Origin of the sequence: Parabacteroides sp. AF18-52 (assembly GCF_003479145.1) — a bacterium.
In the GTDB taxonomy this organism is placed as follows: Bacteria; Bacteroidota; Bacteroidia; order Bacteroidales; family Tannerellaceae; genus Parabacteroides; species Parabacteroides faecis.
The window spans coordinates 159,200-178,994 of the sequence record NZ_QUGR01000007.1 but is presented as its reverse complement, the minus strand read 5'-3'; the positions used below and the strand labels follow the sequence as shown (position 1 = coordinate 178,994).

The 19,795-nt window shown below is 42.5% G+C and carries 18 protein-coding genes; 9 read left to right on the top strand and 9 right to left on the bottom strand.

Going from position 1 to position 19,795, the window contains the following annotated elements:
* Nucleotides 1–6 precede the first annotated feature (6 nt).
* The 4 genes from DWX23_RS13625 to DWX23_RS13610 form a co-directional block, all read right to left on the bottom strand.
* Complete coding sequence (locus DWX23_RS13625) at nucleotides 7–732, bottom strand: DUF5683 domain-containing protein (RefSeq protein ID WP_122351781.1); 726 nt, start codon at nucleotides 730–732, stop codon at nucleotides 7–9.
* Nucleotides 733–753: 21 nt separating this feature from the next.
* Entirely contained in the window at nucleotides 754–1,638 is an 885-nt protein-coding gene (locus DWX23_RS13620; protein WP_122351782.1) for a ParB/RepB/Spo0J family partition protein, read from the bottom strand.
* A gap of 8 nt (nucleotides 1,639–1,646) precedes the next feature.
* Nucleotides 1,647–2,411: a ParA family protein gene (locus tag DWX23_RS13615; RefSeq protein ID WP_122351783.1), complete on the bottom strand. Its 765-nt coding sequence runs from the start codon at nucleotides 2,409–2,411 to the stop codon at nucleotides 1,647–1,649.
* Nucleotides 2,412–2,804: 393 nt separating this feature from the next.
* A complete protein-coding gene (locus DWX23_RS13610) occupies nucleotides 2,805–6,452 on the bottom strand; it encodes a DUF6383 domain-containing protein (RefSeq protein WP_122374874.1) in 3,648 nt (1,215 codons plus the stop codon).
* A gap of 1,035 nt (nucleotides 6,453–7,487) precedes the next feature.
* Here DWX23_RS13610 and surE point away from each other — a divergent pair.
* From surE to DWX23_RS13575, 6 genes are all read left to right on the top strand, one after another.
* Complete coding sequence (surE, locus tag DWX23_RS13600) at nucleotides 7,488–8,255, top strand: 5'/3'-nucleotidase SurE (protein WP_122374872.1); 768 nt, start codon at nucleotides 7,488–7,490, stop codon at nucleotides 8,253–8,255.
* Between the two features lie 10 nt (nucleotides 8,256–8,265).
* Nucleotides 8,266–9,399, top strand: a complete 1,134-nt coding sequence (gene lpxB, locus DWX23_RS13595; RefSeq protein ID WP_122374871.1) for a lipid-A-disaccharide synthase — start codon at nucleotides 8,266–8,268, stop codon at nucleotides 9,397–9,399.
* A gap of 85 nt (nucleotides 9,400–9,484) precedes the next feature.
* Nucleotides 9,485–10,228: a NigD-like protein gene (locus tag DWX23_RS13590; RefSeq protein WP_122374870.1), complete on the top strand. Its 744-nt coding sequence runs from the start codon at nucleotides 9,485–9,487 to the stop codon at nucleotides 10,226–10,228.
* A gap of 94 nt (nucleotides 10,229–10,322) precedes the next feature.
* Nucleotides 10,323–10,892, top strand: coding sequence for an RNA polymerase sigma factor (locus DWX23_RS13585; RefSeq protein WP_370449234.1), 570 nt, complete (start codon nucleotides 10,323–10,325; stop codon nucleotides 10,890–10,892).
* Nucleotide 10,893: 1 nt separating this feature from the next.
* Complete coding sequence (locus tag DWX23_RS13580) at nucleotides 10,894–11,442, top strand: hypothetical protein (RefSeq protein WP_122374869.1); 549 nt, start codon at nucleotides 10,894–10,896, stop codon at nucleotides 11,440–11,442.
* Nucleotides 11,443–11,454: 12 nt separating this feature from the next.
* Nucleotides 11,455–12,531, top strand: coding sequence for a hypothetical protein (locus DWX23_RS13575; RefSeq protein WP_122374868.1), 1,077 nt, complete (start codon nucleotides 11,455–11,457; stop codon nucleotides 12,529–12,531).
* A 115-nt stretch (nucleotides 12,532–12,646) separates the two neighbouring features.
* Here the strand turns inward: DWX23_RS13575 and DWX23_RS13570 are convergent, their stop codons facing one another.
* The 5 genes from DWX23_RS13570 to DWX23_RS13550 all read right to left on the bottom strand — a co-directional run bounded on the left by DWX23_RS13570 (nucleotide 12,647) and on the right by DWX23_RS13550 (nucleotide 16,485).
* The gene (locus tag DWX23_RS13570; protein WP_122374867.1) at nucleotides 12,647–13,030 is read right to left on the bottom strand and encodes a hypothetical protein; all 384 of its coding nucleotides are present in this window, start codon (nucleotides 13,028–13,030) and stop codon (nucleotides 12,647–12,649) included.
* Entirely contained in the window at nucleotides 13,027–13,590 is a 564-nt protein-coding gene (locus tag DWX23_RS13565) for an RNA polymerase sigma factor (protein ID WP_122374866.1), read from the bottom strand. The genes DWX23_RS13570 and DWX23_RS13565 overlap by 4 nt, the downstream gene beginning before the upstream one ends.
* A gap of 10 nt (nucleotides 13,591–13,600) precedes the next feature.
* Entirely contained in the window at nucleotides 13,601–13,972 is a 372-nt protein-coding gene (locus DWX23_RS13560; protein WP_229801002.1) for a DUF6249 domain-containing protein, read from the bottom strand.
* Nucleotides 13,973–14,136: 164 nt separating this feature from the next.
* Nucleotides 14,137–14,991, bottom strand: coding sequence for a DUF1080 domain-containing protein (locus DWX23_RS13555; protein WP_122351794.1), 855 nt, complete (start codon nucleotides 14,989–14,991; stop codon nucleotides 14,137–14,139).
* 21 nt (nucleotides 14,992–15,012) lie between these two features.
* Nucleotides 15,013–16,485 (bottom strand): Gfo/Idh/MocA family protein, encoded by a 1,473-nt coding sequence (locus DWX23_RS13550; RefSeq protein ID WP_122351795.1) that lies wholly within the window; start codon nucleotides 16,483–16,485, stop codon nucleotides 15,013–15,015.
* Nucleotides 16,486–16,773: 288 nt separating this feature from the next.
* On the opposite strand from DWX23_RS13550, the gene DWX23_RS13545 reads away from it, so the two are divergent.
* From DWX23_RS13545 to DWX23_RS13535, 3 genes are read left to right on the top strand one after another with little or no spacing between them, the layout of a single operon-like run.
* Nucleotides 16,774–17,001: a DUF4492 domain-containing protein gene (locus DWX23_RS13545; protein ID WP_122352010.1), complete on the top strand. Its 228-nt coding sequence runs from the start codon at nucleotides 16,774–16,776 to the stop codon at nucleotides 16,999–17,001.
* Nucleotides 17,002–17,012: 11 nt separating this feature from the next.
* A complete protein-coding gene (locus DWX23_RS13540) occupies nucleotides 17,013–18,578 on the top strand; it encodes a cytochrome ubiquinol oxidase subunit I (RefSeq protein WP_122351796.1) in 1,566 nt (521 codons plus the stop codon).
* 11 nt (nucleotides 18,579–18,589) lie between these two features.
* On the top strand, nucleotides 18,590–19,744 hold the full coding sequence (locus tag DWX23_RS13535) for a cytochrome d ubiquinol oxidase subunit II (RefSeq protein ID WP_122351797.1): 1,155 nt from the start codon (nucleotides 18,590–18,592) through the stop codon (nucleotides 19,742–19,744).
* Nucleotides 19,745–19,795: the final 51 nt, after the last annotated feature.

Genomic DNA, 19,795 nt, shown 5'->3' with positions numbered 1-19,795 from the left:
GTGTTATTAGAATTTTATACTGCAATTCAGGCCATATATACGCTCGCTGAAACTGGTCTTTGGCATAACCATCGGTTCCAGCCGCATACTCAGATCAGGCGATATGTCGAAGTCGAACAACTGGGCATCCACATAAGCATCGATCATACAGATGGCATAAACACCGGCTGTAATGATAATACTCAAGTCCCTGTAACGACGGAAATAATCTTTACGGCGTTTGATATTATCCTGCCACCGCGTGTCCGTAATGAATTTTTCGGGTTCATATCCGTTCTTCTTGGCTATGGACACCCACGATTCACTCCATTTCTTCGGATCATCCGGATTATTCTTCACATCATACATCAAATCAAAATAAGCCGACGAATAATCCTTATAGTTTTTATTATTCCAGGTAATCGCGTAGATACATCCCATAAAACCGCCATATACAATAGGAAGTTTCCAGTATGCCCTGTTATAGATCTGCCCCAGCCCCGGCAAAATAGCCGAAAAGATGACCGCCTTTGTCGGATTGGGTTTGAACGGTTTCATATCGACTTCCTTCACCTTGTTGACCTGGCTTGCCGAATCGGCAGACTGAAGTACAGCCTGCACAGTAGAGTCAGGTGGCGCAACAACCACCGTATCGGCGTCAAGTATAACTGCCTTACCTTGTGCTTTCGAATATAAAGAGATACCTGTCAGCACCATCAGTAAGCACAGTATCCTGCTTATTTTTAATTTCATCCTCACGAATATACCGTCAACTTATTTCAATTTATCCAACAGACCGATCAGTCTTTCCAATTCTTCTTCCGAGGTAAAAGGAATCGTGATACGTCCTTTCCCCTTCTCGTTGCATGCCAGTTGTACTTTTGTATTAAAGAACCGGGACAAATGATCTTTCAGCAGATTAAATTCTTCGGGAAGCATCTGCTTGCGTCCTGCTGCCTTCTCCTTCTTTTCCGGAGTTACAGCCTCCGCCCCGTTACGGACGATCTCTTCCACATTACGAACGGAAAGTCCTTCTGCCAGTATCTGTTCATACAATGCCAGCTGCACTTCCGGATCTTCTACCGGTAGCAGGGCACGTGCATGTCCCATATCTATCTTTTTGTCTTTCAACCCCATTTGTATCTCAGCCGGTAACTTCAGCAGGCGAAGGTAGTTGGCGATAGTCGCCCGCTTCTTTCCTACCCGTTCGCTGAGTTTTTCCTGGGTCAGACCATAACTATCTATCAGCTTCTGATAGGCCAACGCAATTTCTATCGAGTTAAGGTCTTCACGCTGTATATTTTCGATCAGCGCCATCTCGACTACATTCTCGTCGGCGGCTGTCTTGATATAGGCAGGGATCTGCTCCAGACCTGCCATCAGGGAGGCACGATAGCGGCGTTCACCGGAGATGATCATGTACTTCTCCGGTCCCATCTCTTTCAGGGTTATCGGCTGGATAACACCCAGGGAACGGATAGAAGTCGCCAGTTCCTCCAGTGCTTCTTCCTCAAATATAGAACGGGGTTGCTCCGGATTGGGTTGAATCTTGCTCAATTCTATCTCGCTGATAGAAGACGAACCACCTGTCTTCAGATCGTCCATCGTGATCAAAGCATCCAATCCACGGCCAAGTGCCGATCTTTTCATTACTGCCATAATTCTACTTATTTGTTTTTGTCTATCAGCTCCTGTGCCAACTGCATATGGTTAAGCGCTCCTTTCGATTCGGCATCGTAAAGCAATACCGGTTTACCGTAGCTGGAGGCTTCGCTCAGCTTCACATTACGCTGGATAACGGTTGTAAAAACGAGATCGCGGAACGGACGTTTCACCTCTTCGTATATCTGGTTGGCCAGACGAAGGCGCGAATCGTACATCGTCAGCAAGAATCCCTCGATTTCCAAAGCCGGATTCAGCTTCGATTTAATAATCTTTATCGTATTCAACAGTTTACTGATACCTTCCAGTGCAAAATACTCGCATTGAACGGGGATCATGACCGAATCGGCTGCAGTAAGGGCATTTACTGTGATCAGCCCCAGAGAGGGAGAACAGTCAATCAGGATAAAATCGTACATATCCTTGAGGGGAACGAGAATCTGTTTCAGAATTTGTTCACGGTTCTCCATGTTCAGCATTTCAATCTCCGCACCAACCAGGTCGATATGTGACGGGATAATATCCAGTCCTTCTACCTCGGTAGGGATAATGGCTCCTTTGGCATCCTCGCCATTCACCAGGCATTCATAGATAGACAACTCGACATTCCGAATATCCACACCCAGTCCGGAGGAGGCATTTGCCTGCGGGTCCGCATCAACAACAAGCACTTTCTTTTCGAGTGCAGCGAGGGATGCAGCCAGATTAATCGTGGTCGTTGTCTTACCAACTCCACCTTTCTGATTTGCTAAAGCGATAATCTTTCCCATACTTCGTCTATTAATTCAGCGGCAAAACTAAACATTAAAAACCTAACGAAATCAGGTTTAAGCAAAACAATGCTCGTTTTGTTGAAAAGTCGCCCTAACTGTTGATAACTTGCAAATATAAACAGAATATTTAATAACTTGTTCCAAATGAGGAATATGCATATACTTTTTTGGAAATGATAACGAAAGTTTAAAAAACACAAAGCCTCTCCGGTTGATGCCGGAGAGGCTTGTTTTTTGTCTGCTTTCCTCCTTCGCAGGAGTACTCGACAGAAGAACTTTATTTCATTACTTAATATTCATCACTCTACTTGTTCGTCCGTCACGGACTACTGAATGGTTCTCCCGAAGGAGAACCATTACGCAGAATGATTTATTTTGATTATAAATTTCTTATTTGATAACTGCTTTAACAGCACTTTCACCTTCTACAGCTACGAATACAATACCTGAAGGAACAGAGATTGTAGTTTCACTGGAAGTGATTACTGTGTTAGCAATGGTTTGACCAAGAACATTGCTGATAGCAACAGTCTTACCTTCAGCTCCCTTCACTACAACAGCACCAGGAATTACAGATACAGATACTTCGGTAGTTTTAACACCTTCGTTTTCTGTCGGAGTTTCGTCTGTCTGACCGAAGCGGAATACCTGAGACTGGTTGATTACTTCATTGATAGAAGCAGAGATGTCTTCATGATCACCTGTCGGTGTAATCTGAGCCAAAACAGGAATACCATTATGAACTTTCACCCAAGCACCAGCGAATGAACCGATAGCAGAACCCTGACCATTAGATTCCAGAAGGAAGCCTTCACTTGCATCAGCAGTTTCATCAGCCTGGTCATTGATCTTTCTCAGAGAGAATGCATAGTTCTTATGAGCACCGTCAAGTACATTTGCCAAAGAATTAGCACGAAGCAAATCGAAATCAATTACTTTTGTTCCTGTTTCCGAATTATTAACGATAGTTGTAACATCTGCTAAAGTCTTACCGTTCTTCAGGATATAAAGAGTTTCAGCAGTAATATTACCGTTAGCATCAGTTGTCACCTGATGAACACCTTCTACAAATCCTAAGCGAGTGTAATTTTCGAACTTGAATTTATCAGCATCAGTCATTACATTATTATTAGGCTGAACAGAATCAGTATAATTAACTAAGAAACGACCTGCCAGGTAACCATTGTAAGCTACATAATGATTGTCATCAGCTGCTTTTGCTTCAGCTTCAGTTTCCCAATAACCATGAGTTTTACTTCCGCACAAGAATCCGTCAGGAATAGAATCAACATCAACAGCAAACAGATACTGAGGCATAAATTTATTAGAAGACAGAACTTTGTCAACATACATAGCAGCTGCGTCAGTTGAAACGCCCTTACTTTCAATACCCAGGAAGTTAACATCGGCGATCGGCTGAGAAGCGCTCACGTTCTTACTGTCACCGCTATCTTCAAACAGATATTCATTTGCATTACCGCTCTTTCTGTAGATCTTCACTACATTGTTCATCGGCATGTCATAATCAGCAGTCATATCGATATACTGCGGACGTATCTTATGCTGGAAATAGAATGCAGAAGCACGATCTTCAGGATTGTCGTTCAGGCTTGAGAAACGTAATGTACCCAGACCATCTACAACATTAGCCTTATTCCAACCATTAGAAGTTTCTAATACACCATTGGTATTCTGAATGTCTACCAATACATAACAAGTATCAGTTACTGCATTGTTAGCATCAGAACGAACCTGATCTGCTTTCAGATAGAAGTAAGCCCATTTAGCGTTTACACCATCGATATCAGCTTTCTTAACTGCTTCGTAATAATAGTTGTTATCCTGTGTATTTTTAACCAATGCAATATACTTCTTATCGTTGTCTAATAAATTAGCATCTTTCAGTTTCAGAACATAAGCTGTTCTTTCCAAATCTTGATAACCTGTCAACGGATAACCAAAATTGTTTACAATAGCACCACCATTGTTAGGCAATGTTGCTTCAGCGATTTCGTAGATTGTAGGATCTGTAGCTTCTTCAGCTTTAGAGATTTTACCTACTTCACTCTGCAAATACAGATTATCGTTATTGAAATGATAATACTTGATAGTATAGTTGTTTTCAATACCATTGCTTAGTTCGTCAACAGTGAACTTCTTGTATCCGTGGTAAGCTGTTTTAGCGATCGGAGAAGTTACTGCAGTAAAGATGATAGAATCCTGAACACCCAGATACTGGTTATTAAACATTCCCTTGTTATCATTTCCACCTACATAAGTACGGTCGATAAAGCGGTAGATTGTTTGACCAGCAGCAGTAGTACCCATATTATATAACTGACCTTCAAATACCTGATCAGCATATTCACGATTGTGAATCTTAACACGACGTGCTACGCTTGAAGCATCGTTGCAATCCAACTGTTCAACAACCCACTGTGTAGCAGGCATCAAAGAGAAGTCCTGATCCATAGCCTGGTTGTCATACATCATGTTACCTTCCATGTTTTCAACGATATACATACCGTTAGCACGTTCTACAGAAGATTTAGTTGTATACAGATTGATGAAATACAAGCCATCAGCAACTGTACCACGAGTCAGATAATCGAACGGACGTACAACAGATGTCTTTACCTTAAATTCATCACGGTTGTCTTTAGCAACTGTCAACACCGGATTTGTCTGACCCGGAATTGTTGCAGCAGTCAAAGAAACTGTTGTTGAACCAGCATACGGTTTTAGATTAGTAAACGTATTTGATACGGTATAATCGTTCTGGAAGTATGAAGTACAAGCTTTTGAATCTTTCCATGCATCTTTAGCATTGAATTCATCATCATCCTGAACAGCAGCATTCAACGGTTCAATCAGCAAGCTGTCGTTTGTCGGGAAATAAGTCGCTTTGAAGTAGTAACGAGCCTTCATATAATCATTATCTGCAGCAACCGGAGTCTTTACGGCAAACTTAACAGAAGGAGAAACCGAAGGAGCATAGTTCTCTTCCTGGTAACGAGCTGTATCTGCCAACAGATAACCATTTCCAAGCTTGAAGTTCAAATTAAATTTCTTATCGATACCCATCGCTGTCGGCAAGCTTAAAGCATTTTCTTCAGCAACGAATGATCCAGTGAAAGGGGTTGTTCCTTCCAAAGTATTCGGATTAATCAAAAATTCGAAGTTAGTTGCATGGAAATCAGCATCCATACGAGCATTCAAATCGTTTGCAGTCATGATGATCGGGTTAGCAACCACTGGCTTAAGATTTACTGCAATAGTAGGGATATTACCCATTGACGGACCTGCTACATTTGAATCATATACAGCTGAAGTTAACAGAACACCTGTCTTATTCATACCATTAGCAGCCAAATCAGCGGTTACTGTTGCATCATCAGCAACAACCAAACACATCACCTGATTATTCGCCTGATTATGAAGATAAGAGAACACAGGAGAATAAGTAAAAGCAGCAGTATTGCTGTTTACTGTATACCATGACCAGTTGTCAGTACAACCATTCATTTCTACAGCAGCTGTTGCTTTAGCATTTGCAGCTGTACCAACAGTTTTTGCAGCACGATCATGATCAAACGTCAAAGCGAAACCGGTTTCTTTATTTACATAAGTAAATTTACCACCGCTTACACCATCTTGTTTGTCATACTTGATTGTCCACAAAGAAGCATTCAGAGGAGCTTCACTGGATTTAACTGCTTTCAGATAGATCTTACCTGTTTCGTAATTTCTTTCCTGAATCAATACATAAGGGTCTGTACCATCATCCTGAATATTGGTTCCAGCAGTTACCTGTAATTGATAAAGAAGATTGTCTTGGATATGGTAAACATCCTGCGACCAAGCAGCCCCGTTGAATGTTGCACCACCAGTCAAAGCAGATAGACCAGCATTACCTGTAGATGTTTTGGATACGGAAGTTGTTGCAAATGTACGATAAGCATCTTGTACTGTTGCATTTGCCGAAAACAACGTTCCCAAAGCCAAGCATCCTACCAGAGTAGAAAACTTTTTGTTCATAATTCTAAAATTTAATATTAATACTAAAGTGTAATAAGTTCTTATTCAACACGATCGCTATCAAAAAACACTTCTTGTCCTATGACTAAATTAATCGATCGTTTTTTCTCGTCAACAAAAGTAAGCATTTGTTTGATTTCGGCAATTCTTTTTCGATTATTTTTTTCAACCTTATGTTCTTTCTTATCAATTGAATAGCATCGTTTGTATGAATCTCCCGTTTTAAGGGACGAACCCTCCAAGTCATGACGAGAAAAAACGATCGTTTTAGCTAGTCATACATTTCACTTTATTTAAGCTATAATTTACTCACTCAATTAAAGAACAATATCGATCAAATACATTAATGTACGTGCGTACATTAATATAAATAAACAGTATATCCCTGGATTTCAACCACCTCCGCCACCAGAAGCTCCTACTTTCATTTTATACTTCCTTCAAAAACATCCAATTATAATCAAAAGATAACGCAAATCAGTAGCATCTTTTTTCAAGCAACAGCATTATAACTTATTAATCAACCCATTAACGACAAAACCAACTATATAAAACAACTTCATCAAGTTATTTTTCCATAATTGTCTACACGGGGAAATCTGTTTCAACAACATCTAATACACCAAGAAATTTCTCTAAGAGAAATAATCCATCAAAACCAAGAATTTAATATATTTTTCCTATGTTATATATATGCAAGGCATACCTTACTCAAAAGTAAGGTATAGTATTCTAATATGTAATGTATAGCTTACTTTTTAGAAAAGAATATATTACAGATATAATATATTAGAGTTAATTGTTTAGATTAGCAAAGCTCTCCCCTTGAGTCTCCGAAAGGAGAACTTACTCCTCCCATAAGTCAAACAAGAGAAGATAAACGGCCCCCTACATAATTCCTGAAACAACCAGACTTCTCTGCATGAAAAGACATAAAAGACAAACAACCCGGAAGAACGTTAAGAAAAAATTAAAAGCATCCTCCGTCAAAAGATTATCGTTACATTTGTAGTGGTATTACAAAAATAAGTTGCAATGAACGATAGACCGCTTATCCTGATTACAAATGACGATGGCGTAGATGCCAAAGGTATCAAAGAGTTGACAGAATGCCTGAGAGACCTGGGAGATCTGGTTGTATTTGCTCCTGACGGCCCACGTTCGGGCATGAGTAGTGCGATTACATCTGAGAATCCGATCAAATACAGTCTGGTGAAAAAAGAAAAAGGACTGACAATATATAAATGTACGGGAACACCGGTGGATTGTGTAAAACTGTCCATTAATGAAGTACTCGACCGCAAACCGGATCTGCTTGTTTCCGGTATTAATCACGGAGGAAATATGGCAATAGCCGTTCTTTATTCAGGAACCATGGGGGCTGCCGCCGAAGGCTGTGTATTCGGTGTACCTTCGATGGGTGTCTCACTGCTCGACCATCATCCGGATGCAGATTTCACAGAATGCTGTCGCTTGGGACGTATGGTAGCCCGCCGTGTACTAAAAGAAGGATTGCCTGCCGGGACTTATCTGAATCTGAATGTGCCGAAAGTAGAGACAGTAAAAGGTATGAAGATATGCCGTCAGGCTGCCGGAAAGTGGGTTAAGGAGTATAAGCGTTCGGAGGACGGAGCAGGCAAACCGGTATTTTGGTTGACAGGTTCTTTTGAGAATGCCAAACCGATCCATTCAGATAACGATATGCTGGCACTCGATAGCGGATATGCTTCGCTGGTTCCCTGTAAACTCGATGTAACAGATTACGAGTGGATGGAGAAATGTAAGGAATGGGAAGTAAAATAAATTACTCTTTATGAAATATTTTCTGATAGTAGGTGAAGCTTCGGGCGATTTACATGCGTCGAACCTGATGGCAGCATTAAAAGAAAAAGATCCGGAGGCAGACTTCCGTTTCTTCGGAGGAGATTTGATGCAAGCTGTAGGCGGCACCTTGGTGAAACATTACAGGGAAATGGCCTTTATGGGTTTTATCCCGGTACTGCTCAATCTGCGTACGATCCTGAATAATATGAAGACCTGCCAGGAAGATATCCGACAATACCGGCCGGACGTGGTAATCCTGATCGATTATCCCGGCTTCAATCTGAAAATAGCCAAATTCGTAAAGACCGTACTTCATTTACCCGTCTACTATTATATCTCACCCAAAATATGGGCATGGAAACAATATCGCATCAAGGATTTCCGCCGTTATGTAGACCGGATGTTCTGCATTCTGCCTTTTGAAACTGAGTTTTTCCGCAAGCTCGATTACTCAGTCGATTACGTAGGAAATCCTTCTGTCGACTCGGTTGCCCAATATAAAGAAAAACAAGCCAGCCGTCCCGATACATTTATGGCTGATGAAGGACTGCCGGATAAACCCATCCTGGCCCTCCTGGCCGGAAGCCGCCGGCAGGAAATCAAAGATAATCTTCCAACCATGCTGGAGGTCGCAGCCGCCTATCCCGACTATCAGCCGGTTATAGCCGGAGCTCCCGGACTGGAACCGGAATATTACAAACAATATATAGGAAACCATCCAGCCAAAATCGTCTTCGGCAAGACATACGACCTGTTGCAAAACAGCCGGGCCGCCCTGGTTACTTCGGGTACGGCAACGCTTGAAACATCGCTCTTCCGCGTTCCGCAGGTAGTCTGTTATTATGTCGTGGCCGGACCGTTGGCCAGTTTTATCTTCCGCAATTTCTTCCATACCAAATATATCTCGTTGGTGAACCTGATTGCCGGACGCGAAGTCGTACAGGAATTGTTCGGCGCCCGATTCTCTTATCAGCAGATACACGATGAGCTAGGCAAAATACTTCACGATGCCGCCTATCGCCAACAAATGCTCGGGGGTTACGACGAGATCATCCAGCTACTCGGAAAACCTGGGGCTTCACAACGTACCGCCGAACTTATTTATCAGTCACTAAGGCATTAACATCTTTTATCATCTTCTTTTGCAGCATTTTCCGTTTTTTCTCCATCTACATTTATAGAATGGGAAATAAGCAATTTTTAGCGATATGAGTGTGATGAAGACGTTGAGAACTTTTATACTGGTCCTGGGGACTGTTTTAACGACCTCTACCATGTATTCTTGTTTGGATGATGACGGATATTCGCCCAATAAATATAGTTTTGGAATAGCGACGATCAAGCCGCTGGGTAATAACAACTATTACTTGCAATGGGATGATTCCACTACTTTATGGCCGGCTTCCGGCGTTACTCCTGATTTCGGAGTAGACAAAGAAAGACGTGCATTTATAAACTTTACATTATTAGGCGATTCTATCAGTAGTGGCATTCCAGGATACGATTATATAATCCGTGTCAACAAAATAGATAGCGTATTGACTAAATCGATCGTTGCCGATCTGGGTGAAAAGAATGATGAATATTATGGCAATGATCCCATATGGATGAAGTCTGTATGGATTGAGGACGGTTACATCAATTTCCAGTTCGAATCTTATTTCGACGGACATACCAAACATTTCCTCAACCTGGTGAAGATGAACAATACGGGTACTTATGAACTGGAGTTCCGTCATAATGCATACGATAACCTGTCAGGCGGACAAGGATGGGGGTTGGCCTCATTCAGACTGAACAGCCTGCCGGATACAAATGGTGAGATAGTGACGATGAAGATCAAATACAAATCGTATGAAGGTGACAAGACGTTTGAACTCAACTATAAATCTGGCTCCCCCGCCGGTAAAGCACCGATGATGGGAGAAGAGAATTTTCATTCGACAAATTAAACCTTCCCACATAACTTTTATTTTTATCATTTAGTTCAGGGAGAGAGGCATCGTGATGATGCCTTTCTTTTTTTTGTATAAATTCGTAGCGCAGATGCAACGGTCGGCCGCTTGCTCTCGTTTATATAAACAAATGAACGAAACAACAGTACAACTGATAGAGGGTTGCCGCAAAGGGAAACGAAATGCGCAACTGGCCTTGTACAAACAATTCGCCCGGCGATTGTACATAGCTTGCCTGCGTATTGTCGGTAACAGCGGCGAAGCGGAAGAAGCCATGCAGGACGCATTCCTGAAAATCTTCACCCGCATCGACCAATATAAGGACGATCAGTGTTTCGAAGCCTGGATCCACCGGATAGCCGTTCATACGGCCATCGACTATGTTCGCCGCCAAAGCCCGGAATGGGAAGAGTTGTCCGACAACTATGCCGCACCGGAGTCAGACGGACCCGACGAGGAAGAAATACAATATTCCGTGAAACAGGTCAAAGAAGCGACCAATAAACTGCCGACCGGTTACCGCGTGATTCTCTCACTCTACCTCTTTGAGGGATATGATATGGAAGAGATTGCCTCTATCCTGCACATTCAGCCGCCAAGCGTACGCAGCCAGTATCTGCGGGCGAAGCGCAAATTGTTAGATATTATAGCAGCTAATTGACATGGACAAATTAAAGAAATTCATAGACACCAACAGAGATGCTTTTGAAGATGACCTTCTGCCGGAAGGTCATTTCGATCGCTTCGAAAAGAAACTGCCGCCTGCACGCAGGAAACATTTCAAGCTATATAGCTTATGCGCTTTCGCAGCAGCAGCATCCATCGCTCTGCTCCTCTTGTTACGGATGCCGGGCGGAACGCCTGTTCCGACTAACAATCAAAAAGCATCCATACAGAAACAGTGTAGTGAGCAAAAGGAATTCAACGAGCTGCAGATGTATTACAAGATGCAGATCAATGACATCATGGCACAAATGGAGACGTTATACAAACAGGACAAAACTACGGGAAGTGCAGATCTGTTGCAAGAAAGCAAAAGAATACTGAAAGACAATTACATGTTTGAAAAGACGATCCTTCCGACACTCCCCTGCTCCAACGACGGCTTGTTTGCTATGAACCAGCATTACAGTGCCAGTGTGGAAAGCCTGAACATCATGCTGAAGCAGATGGAACGGGTTACAAATGAAAACGAGAATGACAACAAATAAAAAATATATATCATGAATACAAAACAAACAAGAAGCCGTTCATTATTACTTCTGGCTGTATTACTTATTGCAAGTACAGCTTTCGGTTGGGCCGCAAAACCCGAAAGTATTAAAAAGAAAGAGATCAGCCGTTCATTCAACGTAAGTCTGAGCGACCTGTTACAGACAGACAATCGTTACGGTAATACCACAATCACCCATTGGAACAAGAACGAGGTTTCGATTCGTGTCGAGATTGAGGCGAAAGCGGAGAGTGCAGAAGCCGCACAGGCTACGATCGATCGTGTACAGATCGATATAAAGAAAACCGGAAGTATTGTTTCTGCCGTTACCTCACTCAAACAGCAGAACTGGAATGGAAACAAGAACGAACGTTTCACGATCAACTATTTCATCAGCATACCGTCCAAACTGGCGATCAACCTGACACAGAAATACGGAAATATCAATCTCCCGGATAAAAACGAAGGAAAGAGCACCATACAGGTAAAATACGGGAACCTGAATGCCGGAAGTTTCACAGAGCCTCTTAACCTGGAAGCGAAATACGGGAATGTGGATATTAATAATGTAACAAAGGCTAATCTGGACCTGGGTTACTGTGGCAAAGTTTCAGTCGGTAATGCGGATCTGCTGAATGCCGATAATAAGTATTCCAATATGGAAGTCAAAGAATGTACACAGATCAATCTGGAAAATAAATATGGGAATGTAAAGATACAAGGACTTGACAAAGGTAGTCTGGAGATCAAATACAGTGAGGCGACAATCGGCTCCGTTAAGGAATCACTGGATATCAGCGAACTGGCCTACAGCACATTGAACATAAAAGAACTTTCTGCAAATTTCAAGAGTCTGAATGTTGAAGCCCGCTACGGAAACCTGAATGTGAATATTTCGTCGAATGCATCTTTCAAGGTGGCTGCCGAAAGCATGAAATATGGCAACCAGGATGTCAAAGGCTTTAATATCACGAAAACTTCAACAGAGGACAAGACAAACCATTATTATGAGATTAATGGTGGAAACAAAGGACGAATTTATTTCGACGGGAATAATTATAGCAATATACGGGTGAAAGCGTTATAAAGGAAAAATGTGAAACATTTTTCAGTTGACAAGTGACAGTTGACAATTAGGCTTCGCACTCAGTAAATAAATCGACTGAAAGAGGAAATAACTGTCAACTGTCACTTGTCAACTGTCATCTACCAAAATACCGCAATGCCAATATTTTATCCAATGCCGAATAAAATATCAACGATCCGGCAATCGCTGCCACCGTTAGAATATACGGTAACTTCTCTTTTAGGCCGCTCAGTATATGGCTAACGTTTCCTGCGGGAAGCTGACCGATAAGCATCAGTAATCCGGCAAATACCACCAGATATACAATGATTATACCAACAATCATAAAAGGCGGCATTCCGGATTCCAGCTTTACCTTTTTCACTTCCGGTACTTTCAAGGGTTCCTCCTGCATGATCAGATCCATAATCTTCATACTCAACTCCGGAGACGGCTCGACCATACTCTCTTTCAGGATCTTTTTGGTCAACCGATTTATATCTTTATCCGATGTATTCATAACACATTCGCTGTTTCGTTCTGCATCATTAACTGCAATGTTTCGTAGAAGTGTTTACGTCCCCGAAACAATTTTATTTTAATATTGGAAGGAGTCATTTCCGTGATCTGAGCGATATCAGCAATGGAACACTCTTCCAGATAAAAGAGATTAAGCACCAGGCTTTCGTCAGCCGGTAACTTTTTCAGTACGCGGGTAATTATTTCTTTCCGGTCTTCCCGTTCCAGGATAGCAGTTGCACTATCCACTTCACTCGTTGTCAGATCGGTTGCAATAGCATCATCATAACTTTCAAAAACAGACTGTTTCCTTTGCGCCGTTATCGCTGTATTGTAAACAATCTTATAGAACCAGGTAGAGAACTTACTGCCAAACTGGAAAGACGGAAGCGCACGATACATCTTCACAAAAGCGTCCTGCACAACTTCTTCTGCCTCCTCACGATTCTCCAATATGCGGAAGGCAATCGTAAAAGCCATCTGCTGGTACTTCGTGACGAGGCAGGAGAAACTCTTGGTATCTCCTGCCAGAATACTTTTTATCCACTTCTGTTCGTCCATCAATCCTGTTTTATTGCTCTTTCTCCTTCTCTATCATTTTGAGAACGATAAAGAAATAGATTAAATAAGCGATACCTCCGCCCAGAACTGTAAAGATAACAACCGGAAAACCAGTCCAGTCACTTGGCATCGTAGCGTCCAGGAAAACTCCAGACATGGCACCCAACGCCAGCCCGATCATCAGCAATCCATTACGTAAAGCATTGAATTTATTCGTCTTCTTTTCCGGTTCTTCCAAAACTATACCCTTTTCGATCATTGCCATACGCTCTTCATGCTTTGTCCGGGTAGTCCTTACGACCAATACAATAAGCAATAATACGGGCAGCCCCACTGCACAAATAATCGCTGTAAAAGCTATTAACATCTCTCCACCATCCATAATTTCAATATTTAAAATGTTTCTAATTGTTTTGTTTACAGATAAGACTAACACTTCGGCGGGAAGGTTACAGGAATATGAAACTTTTTTCAAAAAAAATACCCGGAAATCGGACAAACCGCCGATTCCGGGTATTACTATTAATTATGCGCAAATCGATTAAATTAATCTAATACTTTAATCTTGATGTTACGATACCAAACGTCGTCACCATGATCCTGCAGACCGATGAAACCTTCTTTGTTAGGTCCACCACAGTTCAACAACAGTTCGTAAGCCAACGGCCATTTATCTTTGCTGAACTTACTTGCATCCAGCATTTCTTTCCACTGCTGAGTCCACAAATGATATTCAACAACCGGTTCGTCGTTCTGATAATGAACAACTGTACCTTTGTAACACATAATCTTTGACTTATTCCATTCGCCGAACGGTTTAGAGTTCTGCGGTTTAGCCGGAATCATGTCATACAGGGAAGCAGACATACGGTTACCATCCTTACCTAATTTAGCATCCGGGTGGTTTGCATTGTCCAATATCTGATATTCAGGAGAAGAGATGTAAGAAGGTTGTCCTTCTACTTCCTGGATCAGGATAAACACACCAGAGTTGGCACCTTTAGCCACTTTCCATTCCCATTCCAATTCGAAATTTTTGAACTTATGAGCAAAAACCAGGTCACCACCGTCTTTAGCACCAGCTTCACCGGCTCCGGAACCTTTGATATGGATTGCGCCATCGTTCACTTCCCATGCATTAGGAACATCTGTACGATCATAACCTCTCCAGCCATTCAGTGTCTTACCGTCAAACATAGTAATCCAACCATCGGCATCTTTCGGGAATGTAGACAGGTCTACTGTCGGTAAATCCAATAATTTGTATTCAGGCACGGCTGCTTCTGTTTTTGTTTCGACTGTTGCATCCGCAGCAGCTTCTTCTGTTTTCTTTCCGCCGCCACAAGAGGTGAAATAACACATCATCAGCGCGGCACTGGCAAATAATACTGACTTCTTCATTTTTTATGTAGTTTAAAACTGTTATCTAGGCATATCAGGCAATTTCCATCCATCGCGATAGTTATGCTTGATCAGTTCTGCTGCAAACTGTTTTGCATTAACAGGATCTGTCCAGTCTTTTGCGAATGAAGGATGACCATCCTTGATAGTGAAACCATCTTTGATACAAGTCTTTATCATCTCATTATCACCAATGTTCGTGAATTGCATATTATTGCCATCCCATTTCAATGTTCTGTTCAGACTCTGTAAACGAACAGCCAATACGCCCATCACGATCATTTCGTTGAACGGACCGGCTTCCGAGAAATTAGACTTTGTTTGTACACGGCTGGATGGATTTTCTTTACAAGCACGTACCCAGTCCATTTCATGTCCGTTTACACGACGACATACTTTAGGAGCATTAGGAACGCGACCTGACAACAAGAACGGCTGCTGTCCGTAGCAACCACAAATCAATGTATCTTTCGTACCGTGGAAAATAGTCAGACCGCCACCAGGCCCCATTAATTCTTTTCCTTCCGGGAAACCTTCCGGACGGTTCGGCATCATACCACCGTCATACCAATGAATTTCAACTTCCGGCAGAGCCAATTTCGGCATATTTTCACGAGCAGGGAAAATAAATTTCACATGCTGTGCATTAGGAGCACAATCGCGGAGCAACAGAGTAGAAGATGCTTCAACGCTTGTTGGATATCCTAATTTCAAAGCCTTAAACGGAGTGTGCATAATATGACAAGCCATATCGCCCAATGCACCTGTACCATAAGCCCACCATCCGCGCCAGTTCCAAGGATGATAAATGTTATTGAAAGGTTTCAATTCTGCAGGACCGGTAAACAGATCCCAGTTCAATGTAGAAGGAATCTTATCTGCTTTATCCGGAGTATTCAAACCTTGCGGCCAGATAGGACGGTCAGTTGCACATTCTACCTTTGTGATATCACCGATTTCGCCATTCCAAATCCATTCGCAAACCAAATCAGTATCTTCGGAAGAAGAACCTTGGTTACCCATCTGAGTTGCCACATTTGTAGAAGCAGCCAGCTTAGTTAACAAACGAGATTCGTACACAGAGTGTGTCAACGGTTTCTGACAATAAACATGCTTGCCCAATGTCATCGCATCTCCTGTAATCATAGCGTGTGTATGGTCGGCTGTAGCAATAATAACGGCATCGATAGATTTACCCATCTCATCGTACATCTTGCGATAGTCCCAATATTTTTTTGCATTCGGATGTTCCCCAAATACGCCTTTCGCATATTTCCAATCCACGTCACAAAGCGCAACGATGTTTTCAGTTCCTTTTACATTATTAATATTGGCATGGCCCATACCACCGATACCGACAGCGGCAATATTCAATTTATCTGTAGGAGCCACATATCCATGACTTTTTCCTAAAACAGAACCCGGTACAATGGTCAATGCAGCTGCAGCAGCTGCTCCTCTTTGAAGAAATGATCTTCTAGTGATGTTTGACATAGTAATAACTTTTTATAGATTAGCACTTAATAATAATATTCTAATTCAAAATTCACAGCTTAAAAACACAAACTGACGCAAATATAGCCAATGCGAAAATAACAACAAGCCTGAACCTCCGGCTTTCTTTTTTAAAATAGTTTTTTTTAACAGACCTTATAGACAATGTCTATTTTTTCATAAATATTATCTATGAAACTAGGCGCATGAAAAGTCGTTGTTTCTTTTATATTTGTCTAACACAAAACATATTCACCTGATTTCTGTTATATAAATGAAGAGATGAACATGAAAAAGAAACCAATACTTGTTCGAATATACCAATTTTACCTGGAAGGTTTTCGTGAGATGAAGCTAGGTAAAACCCTATGGCTGATTATATTGGTCAAACTCTTCATTATGTTTTTTATATTAAAACTGTTTTTCTTTCCTAATTACCTGGGACAGTTTGACAGCAATTCCGAGAAAGAAGAACACGTATCGGGTGAATTGATCAATCGAGCAATTACTCCTTAATTAATATAGTTATGATCGAAAGCATTGACACTTCTTTGATTGACTGGTCTAGGGCGCAGTTCGCTCTTACGGCCATGTATCACTGGCTTTTTGTACCCCTGACTTTAGGGCTTGGTGTGATCCAGGCTATCCTGGAAACCATTTATTACAAAACAGGTGACGAATTCTGGAAAAAGACAGCGCAGTTCTGGATGAAGCTGTTTGGTATTAACTTCGCGATCGGTGTTGCCACCGGTCTGATCCTCGAATTTGAATTCGGAACGAACTGGTCGAACTACAGCTGGTTCGTCGGAGATATTTTCGGAGCGCCACTGGCCATCGAAGGTATCCTTGCTTTCTTCATGGAAGCTACATTCATTGCCGTAATGTTCTTTGGATGGGACAAGGTGAGCAAACGTTTCCACCTGGCTTCCACCTGGCTAACTATTATCGGTGCGACTTTATCAGCCTTATGGATTCTGATCGCCAACGCATGGATGCAGCATCCGGCAGGCATGCATTTCAACCCGGATACGGTCCGCAATGAAATGTTCGACTTCTGGGCGGTTGCTCTGTCGCCGGTTGCCATCAATAAATTCTTCCATACTGTATTATCCGGCTGGATCGTGGGGGCCTTGTTCGTTATCGGCATCAGCAGCTGGTACCTGTTGAAGAAACGGAACACACGCTTTGCCCTGGAGAGCATTAAGATAAGCGCCATATTCGGTCTGGTCGCATCTATCCTGATCGTTTGGACGGGTGACGGTTCTGCTTACCAGGTAGCACAGAAACAGCCAATGAAACTGGCGGCAATGGAAGGTCTCTATGAAGGAGGAAACAAAGTCGGACTGGTCGGCATAGGTGTGCTAAATCCGGACAAAACCAGTTATAAAGACAATGCCGATCCTTTTATTTTCGATATAAAGATACCGGGGATGTTATCTTTCCTGGCAGAACGTGACCTCAACGGCTACGTTCCGGGCATCAATAACCTGATCGAAGGAGGTTACACAACGAAAGAAGGCACCCCTGCCCTCTCTGCTGCCGAAAAGATCGAGAAAGGCCAACAGGCTATCCAGGCATTGGCCAATTATCGCCAGGCAAAGAAAGATAAAGACGAAACAGCCGCCAAGCAATACCGGGCTACGCTAGAAGAAAACTTCCCCTATTTTGGTTACGGCTATATCAAAGACCCGGGCGACCTGGTTCCTCATGTCGGCATGACATTCTATTCGTTCCGCATCATGGTTATTCTAGGGGGATATTTCATCCTGCTCTTTATCATTGCTTTAGTATGGAATAAGAAAGATAAATTCCAGGATGCACGCTGGCTACAAAAAGTATGCCTGTGGTCTATCCCGCTGGGATATATCGCCGGACAGGCCGGATGGATTGTAGCCGAGGTGGGACGTCAACCTTGGGCGATACAGGATATCCTTCCGACAAGTGCTTCTATTTCCAAACTCGCCACATCATCCGTGCAGACCACTTTCTTCCTGTTCCTGATCCTCTTCACGATCCTGTTGATCGCAGAGATAGGCATTATGGTGAAAGCCATCAAGAAAGGTCCCGCCGTATCTACTAACAATGAAAACTAAAAATATACACCATGGATAGTACATATATATTATTACAACATTACTGGTGGTTCCTTGTATCCCTACTGGGAGCACTGTTAGTATTCCTGCTCTTTGTCCAGGGAGGTCAGTCGTTACTCTTCTCGATCGGAAAGACTGAGTTGGAACAAAAGATGTTAATAAACTCCACCGGGCGTAAATGGGAGTTTACCTTTACGACACTGGTGACTTTCGGTGGTGCGTTCTTTGCTTCATTTCCCCTGTTCTATTCGACCAGCTTCGGTGGGGCATACTGGGTATGGATGCTCATCCTGCTTTGCTTCGTTATCCAGGCCGTATCCTACGAATATCAGGCAAAGAAAGGTAATTTGTTAGGCAAGAAAACATATCAGGTATTTCTGATCATCAACGGCGTACTCGGCCCGATCTTACTGGGTACGGCAGTTGCCACCTTCTTCAATGGAGCCGAATTTTCGGTGAACAAAGGACAGATGACGGATATAGCCATGCCGGTTATTTCGACCTGGAACAATTCATTGCATGGGCTGGAAGCTGCCTTTGTATTCTGGAACGTATGTCTCGGATTGGCAGTATTCTTCCTGGCACGTGTACAGGCACTCCTCTATTTTATCAACAACATCGACAATAAGGATATAGTCAGTCGCTGCCGGAAACGGTTGATCCCGGAAACAGCTTTATTCCTGGTGTTCTTCCTGGTATTCCTCATACGTTTAATGCTGGTAAGCGGATTTGCCGTAAATCCGGAAACACAGGAAGTATTCATGCAGCCTTATAAATATTTCATCAATCTGATAGAAATGCCTGCCGTGCTGGCTGTACTGCTTGCCGGTGTGGTACTCGTTCTGTATGGAATCATCAAAACGATCGTGTCGCAAACATGGCGAAAAGGGATTTGGTTTGCCGGAACAGGAACTGTTCTCACCGTATTGGCATTATTGCTCTGTGCCGGATGGAACAACACGGCTTACTATCCGTCACTGACCGACCTGCAAAGTTCATTGACCATACAGAACAGTTGTTCCAGTCCATTTACTTTGAAAGTGATGAGTTACGTATCCATCCTGGTACCTTTCGTCCTTGCCTACATATTCTATGCATGGCGGGCACTTGATCTTCATAAGATCGATGCGGAAGAAATGGAAGAGAAAGACAGTCACACTTATTAATGTACGGGGCGGTCAATAAAAACCGCCCTTGCAAGATACATACCCTATAAA

Coding starts and splice junctions, on each gene's coding strand:
- DWX23_RS13625 (WP_122351781.1), bottom strand. CDS start 732: ATGAAATTAAAAATAAGCAGGATACTGTGCTTACTGATGGTGCTGACA.
- DWX23_RS13620 (WP_122351782.1), bottom strand. CDS start 1,638: ATGGCAGTAATGAAAAGATCGGCACTTGGCCGTGGATTGGATGCTTTG.
- DWX23_RS13615 (WP_122351783.1), bottom strand. CDS start 2,411: ATGGGAAAGATTATCGCTTTAGCAAATCAGAAAGGTGGAGTTGGTAAG.
- DWX23_RS13610 (WP_122374874.1), bottom strand. CDS start 6,452: ATGAACAAAAAGTTTTCTACTCTGGTAGGATGCTTGGCTTTGGGAACG.
- surE (WP_122374872.1), top strand. CDS start 7,488: ATGAACGATAGACCGCTTATCCTGATTACAAATGACGATGGCGTAGAT.
- lpxB (WP_122374871.1), top strand. CDS start 8,266: ATGAAATATTTTCTGATAGTAGGTGAAGCTTCGGGCGATTTACATGCG.
- DWX23_RS13590 (WP_122374870.1), top strand. CDS start 9,485: ATGAGTGTGATGAAGACGTTGAGAACTTTTATACTGGTCCTGGGGACT.
- DWX23_RS13585 (WP_370449234.1), top strand. CDS start 10,323: ATGCAACGGTCGGCCGCTTGCTCTCGTTTATATAAACAAATGAACGAA.
- DWX23_RS13580 (WP_122374869.1), top strand. CDS start 10,894: ATGGACAAATTAAAGAAATTCATAGACACCAACAGAGATGCTTTTGAA.
- DWX23_RS13575 (WP_122374868.1), top strand. CDS start 11,455: ATGAATACAAAACAAACAAGAAGCCGTTCATTATTACTTCTGGCTGTA.
- DWX23_RS13570 (WP_122374867.1), bottom strand. CDS start 13,030: ATGAATACATCGGATAAAGATATAAATCGGTTGACCAAAAAGATCCTG.
- DWX23_RS13565 (WP_122374866.1), bottom strand. CDS start 13,590: ATGGACGAACAGAAGTGGATAAAAAGTATTCTGGCAGGAGATACCAAG.
- DWX23_RS13560 (WP_229801002.1), bottom strand. CDS start 13,972: ATGGATGGTGGAGAGATGTTAATAGCTTTTACAGCGATTATTTGTGCA.
- DWX23_RS13555 (WP_122351794.1), bottom strand. CDS start 14,991: ATGAAGAAGTCAGTATTATTTGCCAGTGCCGCGCTGATGATGTGTTAT.
- DWX23_RS13550 (WP_122351795.1), bottom strand. CDS start 16,485: ATGTCAAACATCACTAGAAGATCATTTCTTCAAAGAGGAGCAGCTGCT.
- DWX23_RS13545 (WP_122352010.1), top strand. CDS start 16,774: ATGAAAAAGAAACCAATACTTGTTCGAATATACCAATTTTACCTGGAA.
- DWX23_RS13540 (WP_122351796.1), top strand. CDS start 17,013: ATGATCGAAAGCATTGACACTTCTTTGATTGACTGGTCTAGGGCGCAG.
- DWX23_RS13535 (WP_122351797.1), top strand. CDS start 18,590: ATGGATAGTACATATATATTATTACAACATTACTGGTGGTTCCTTGTA.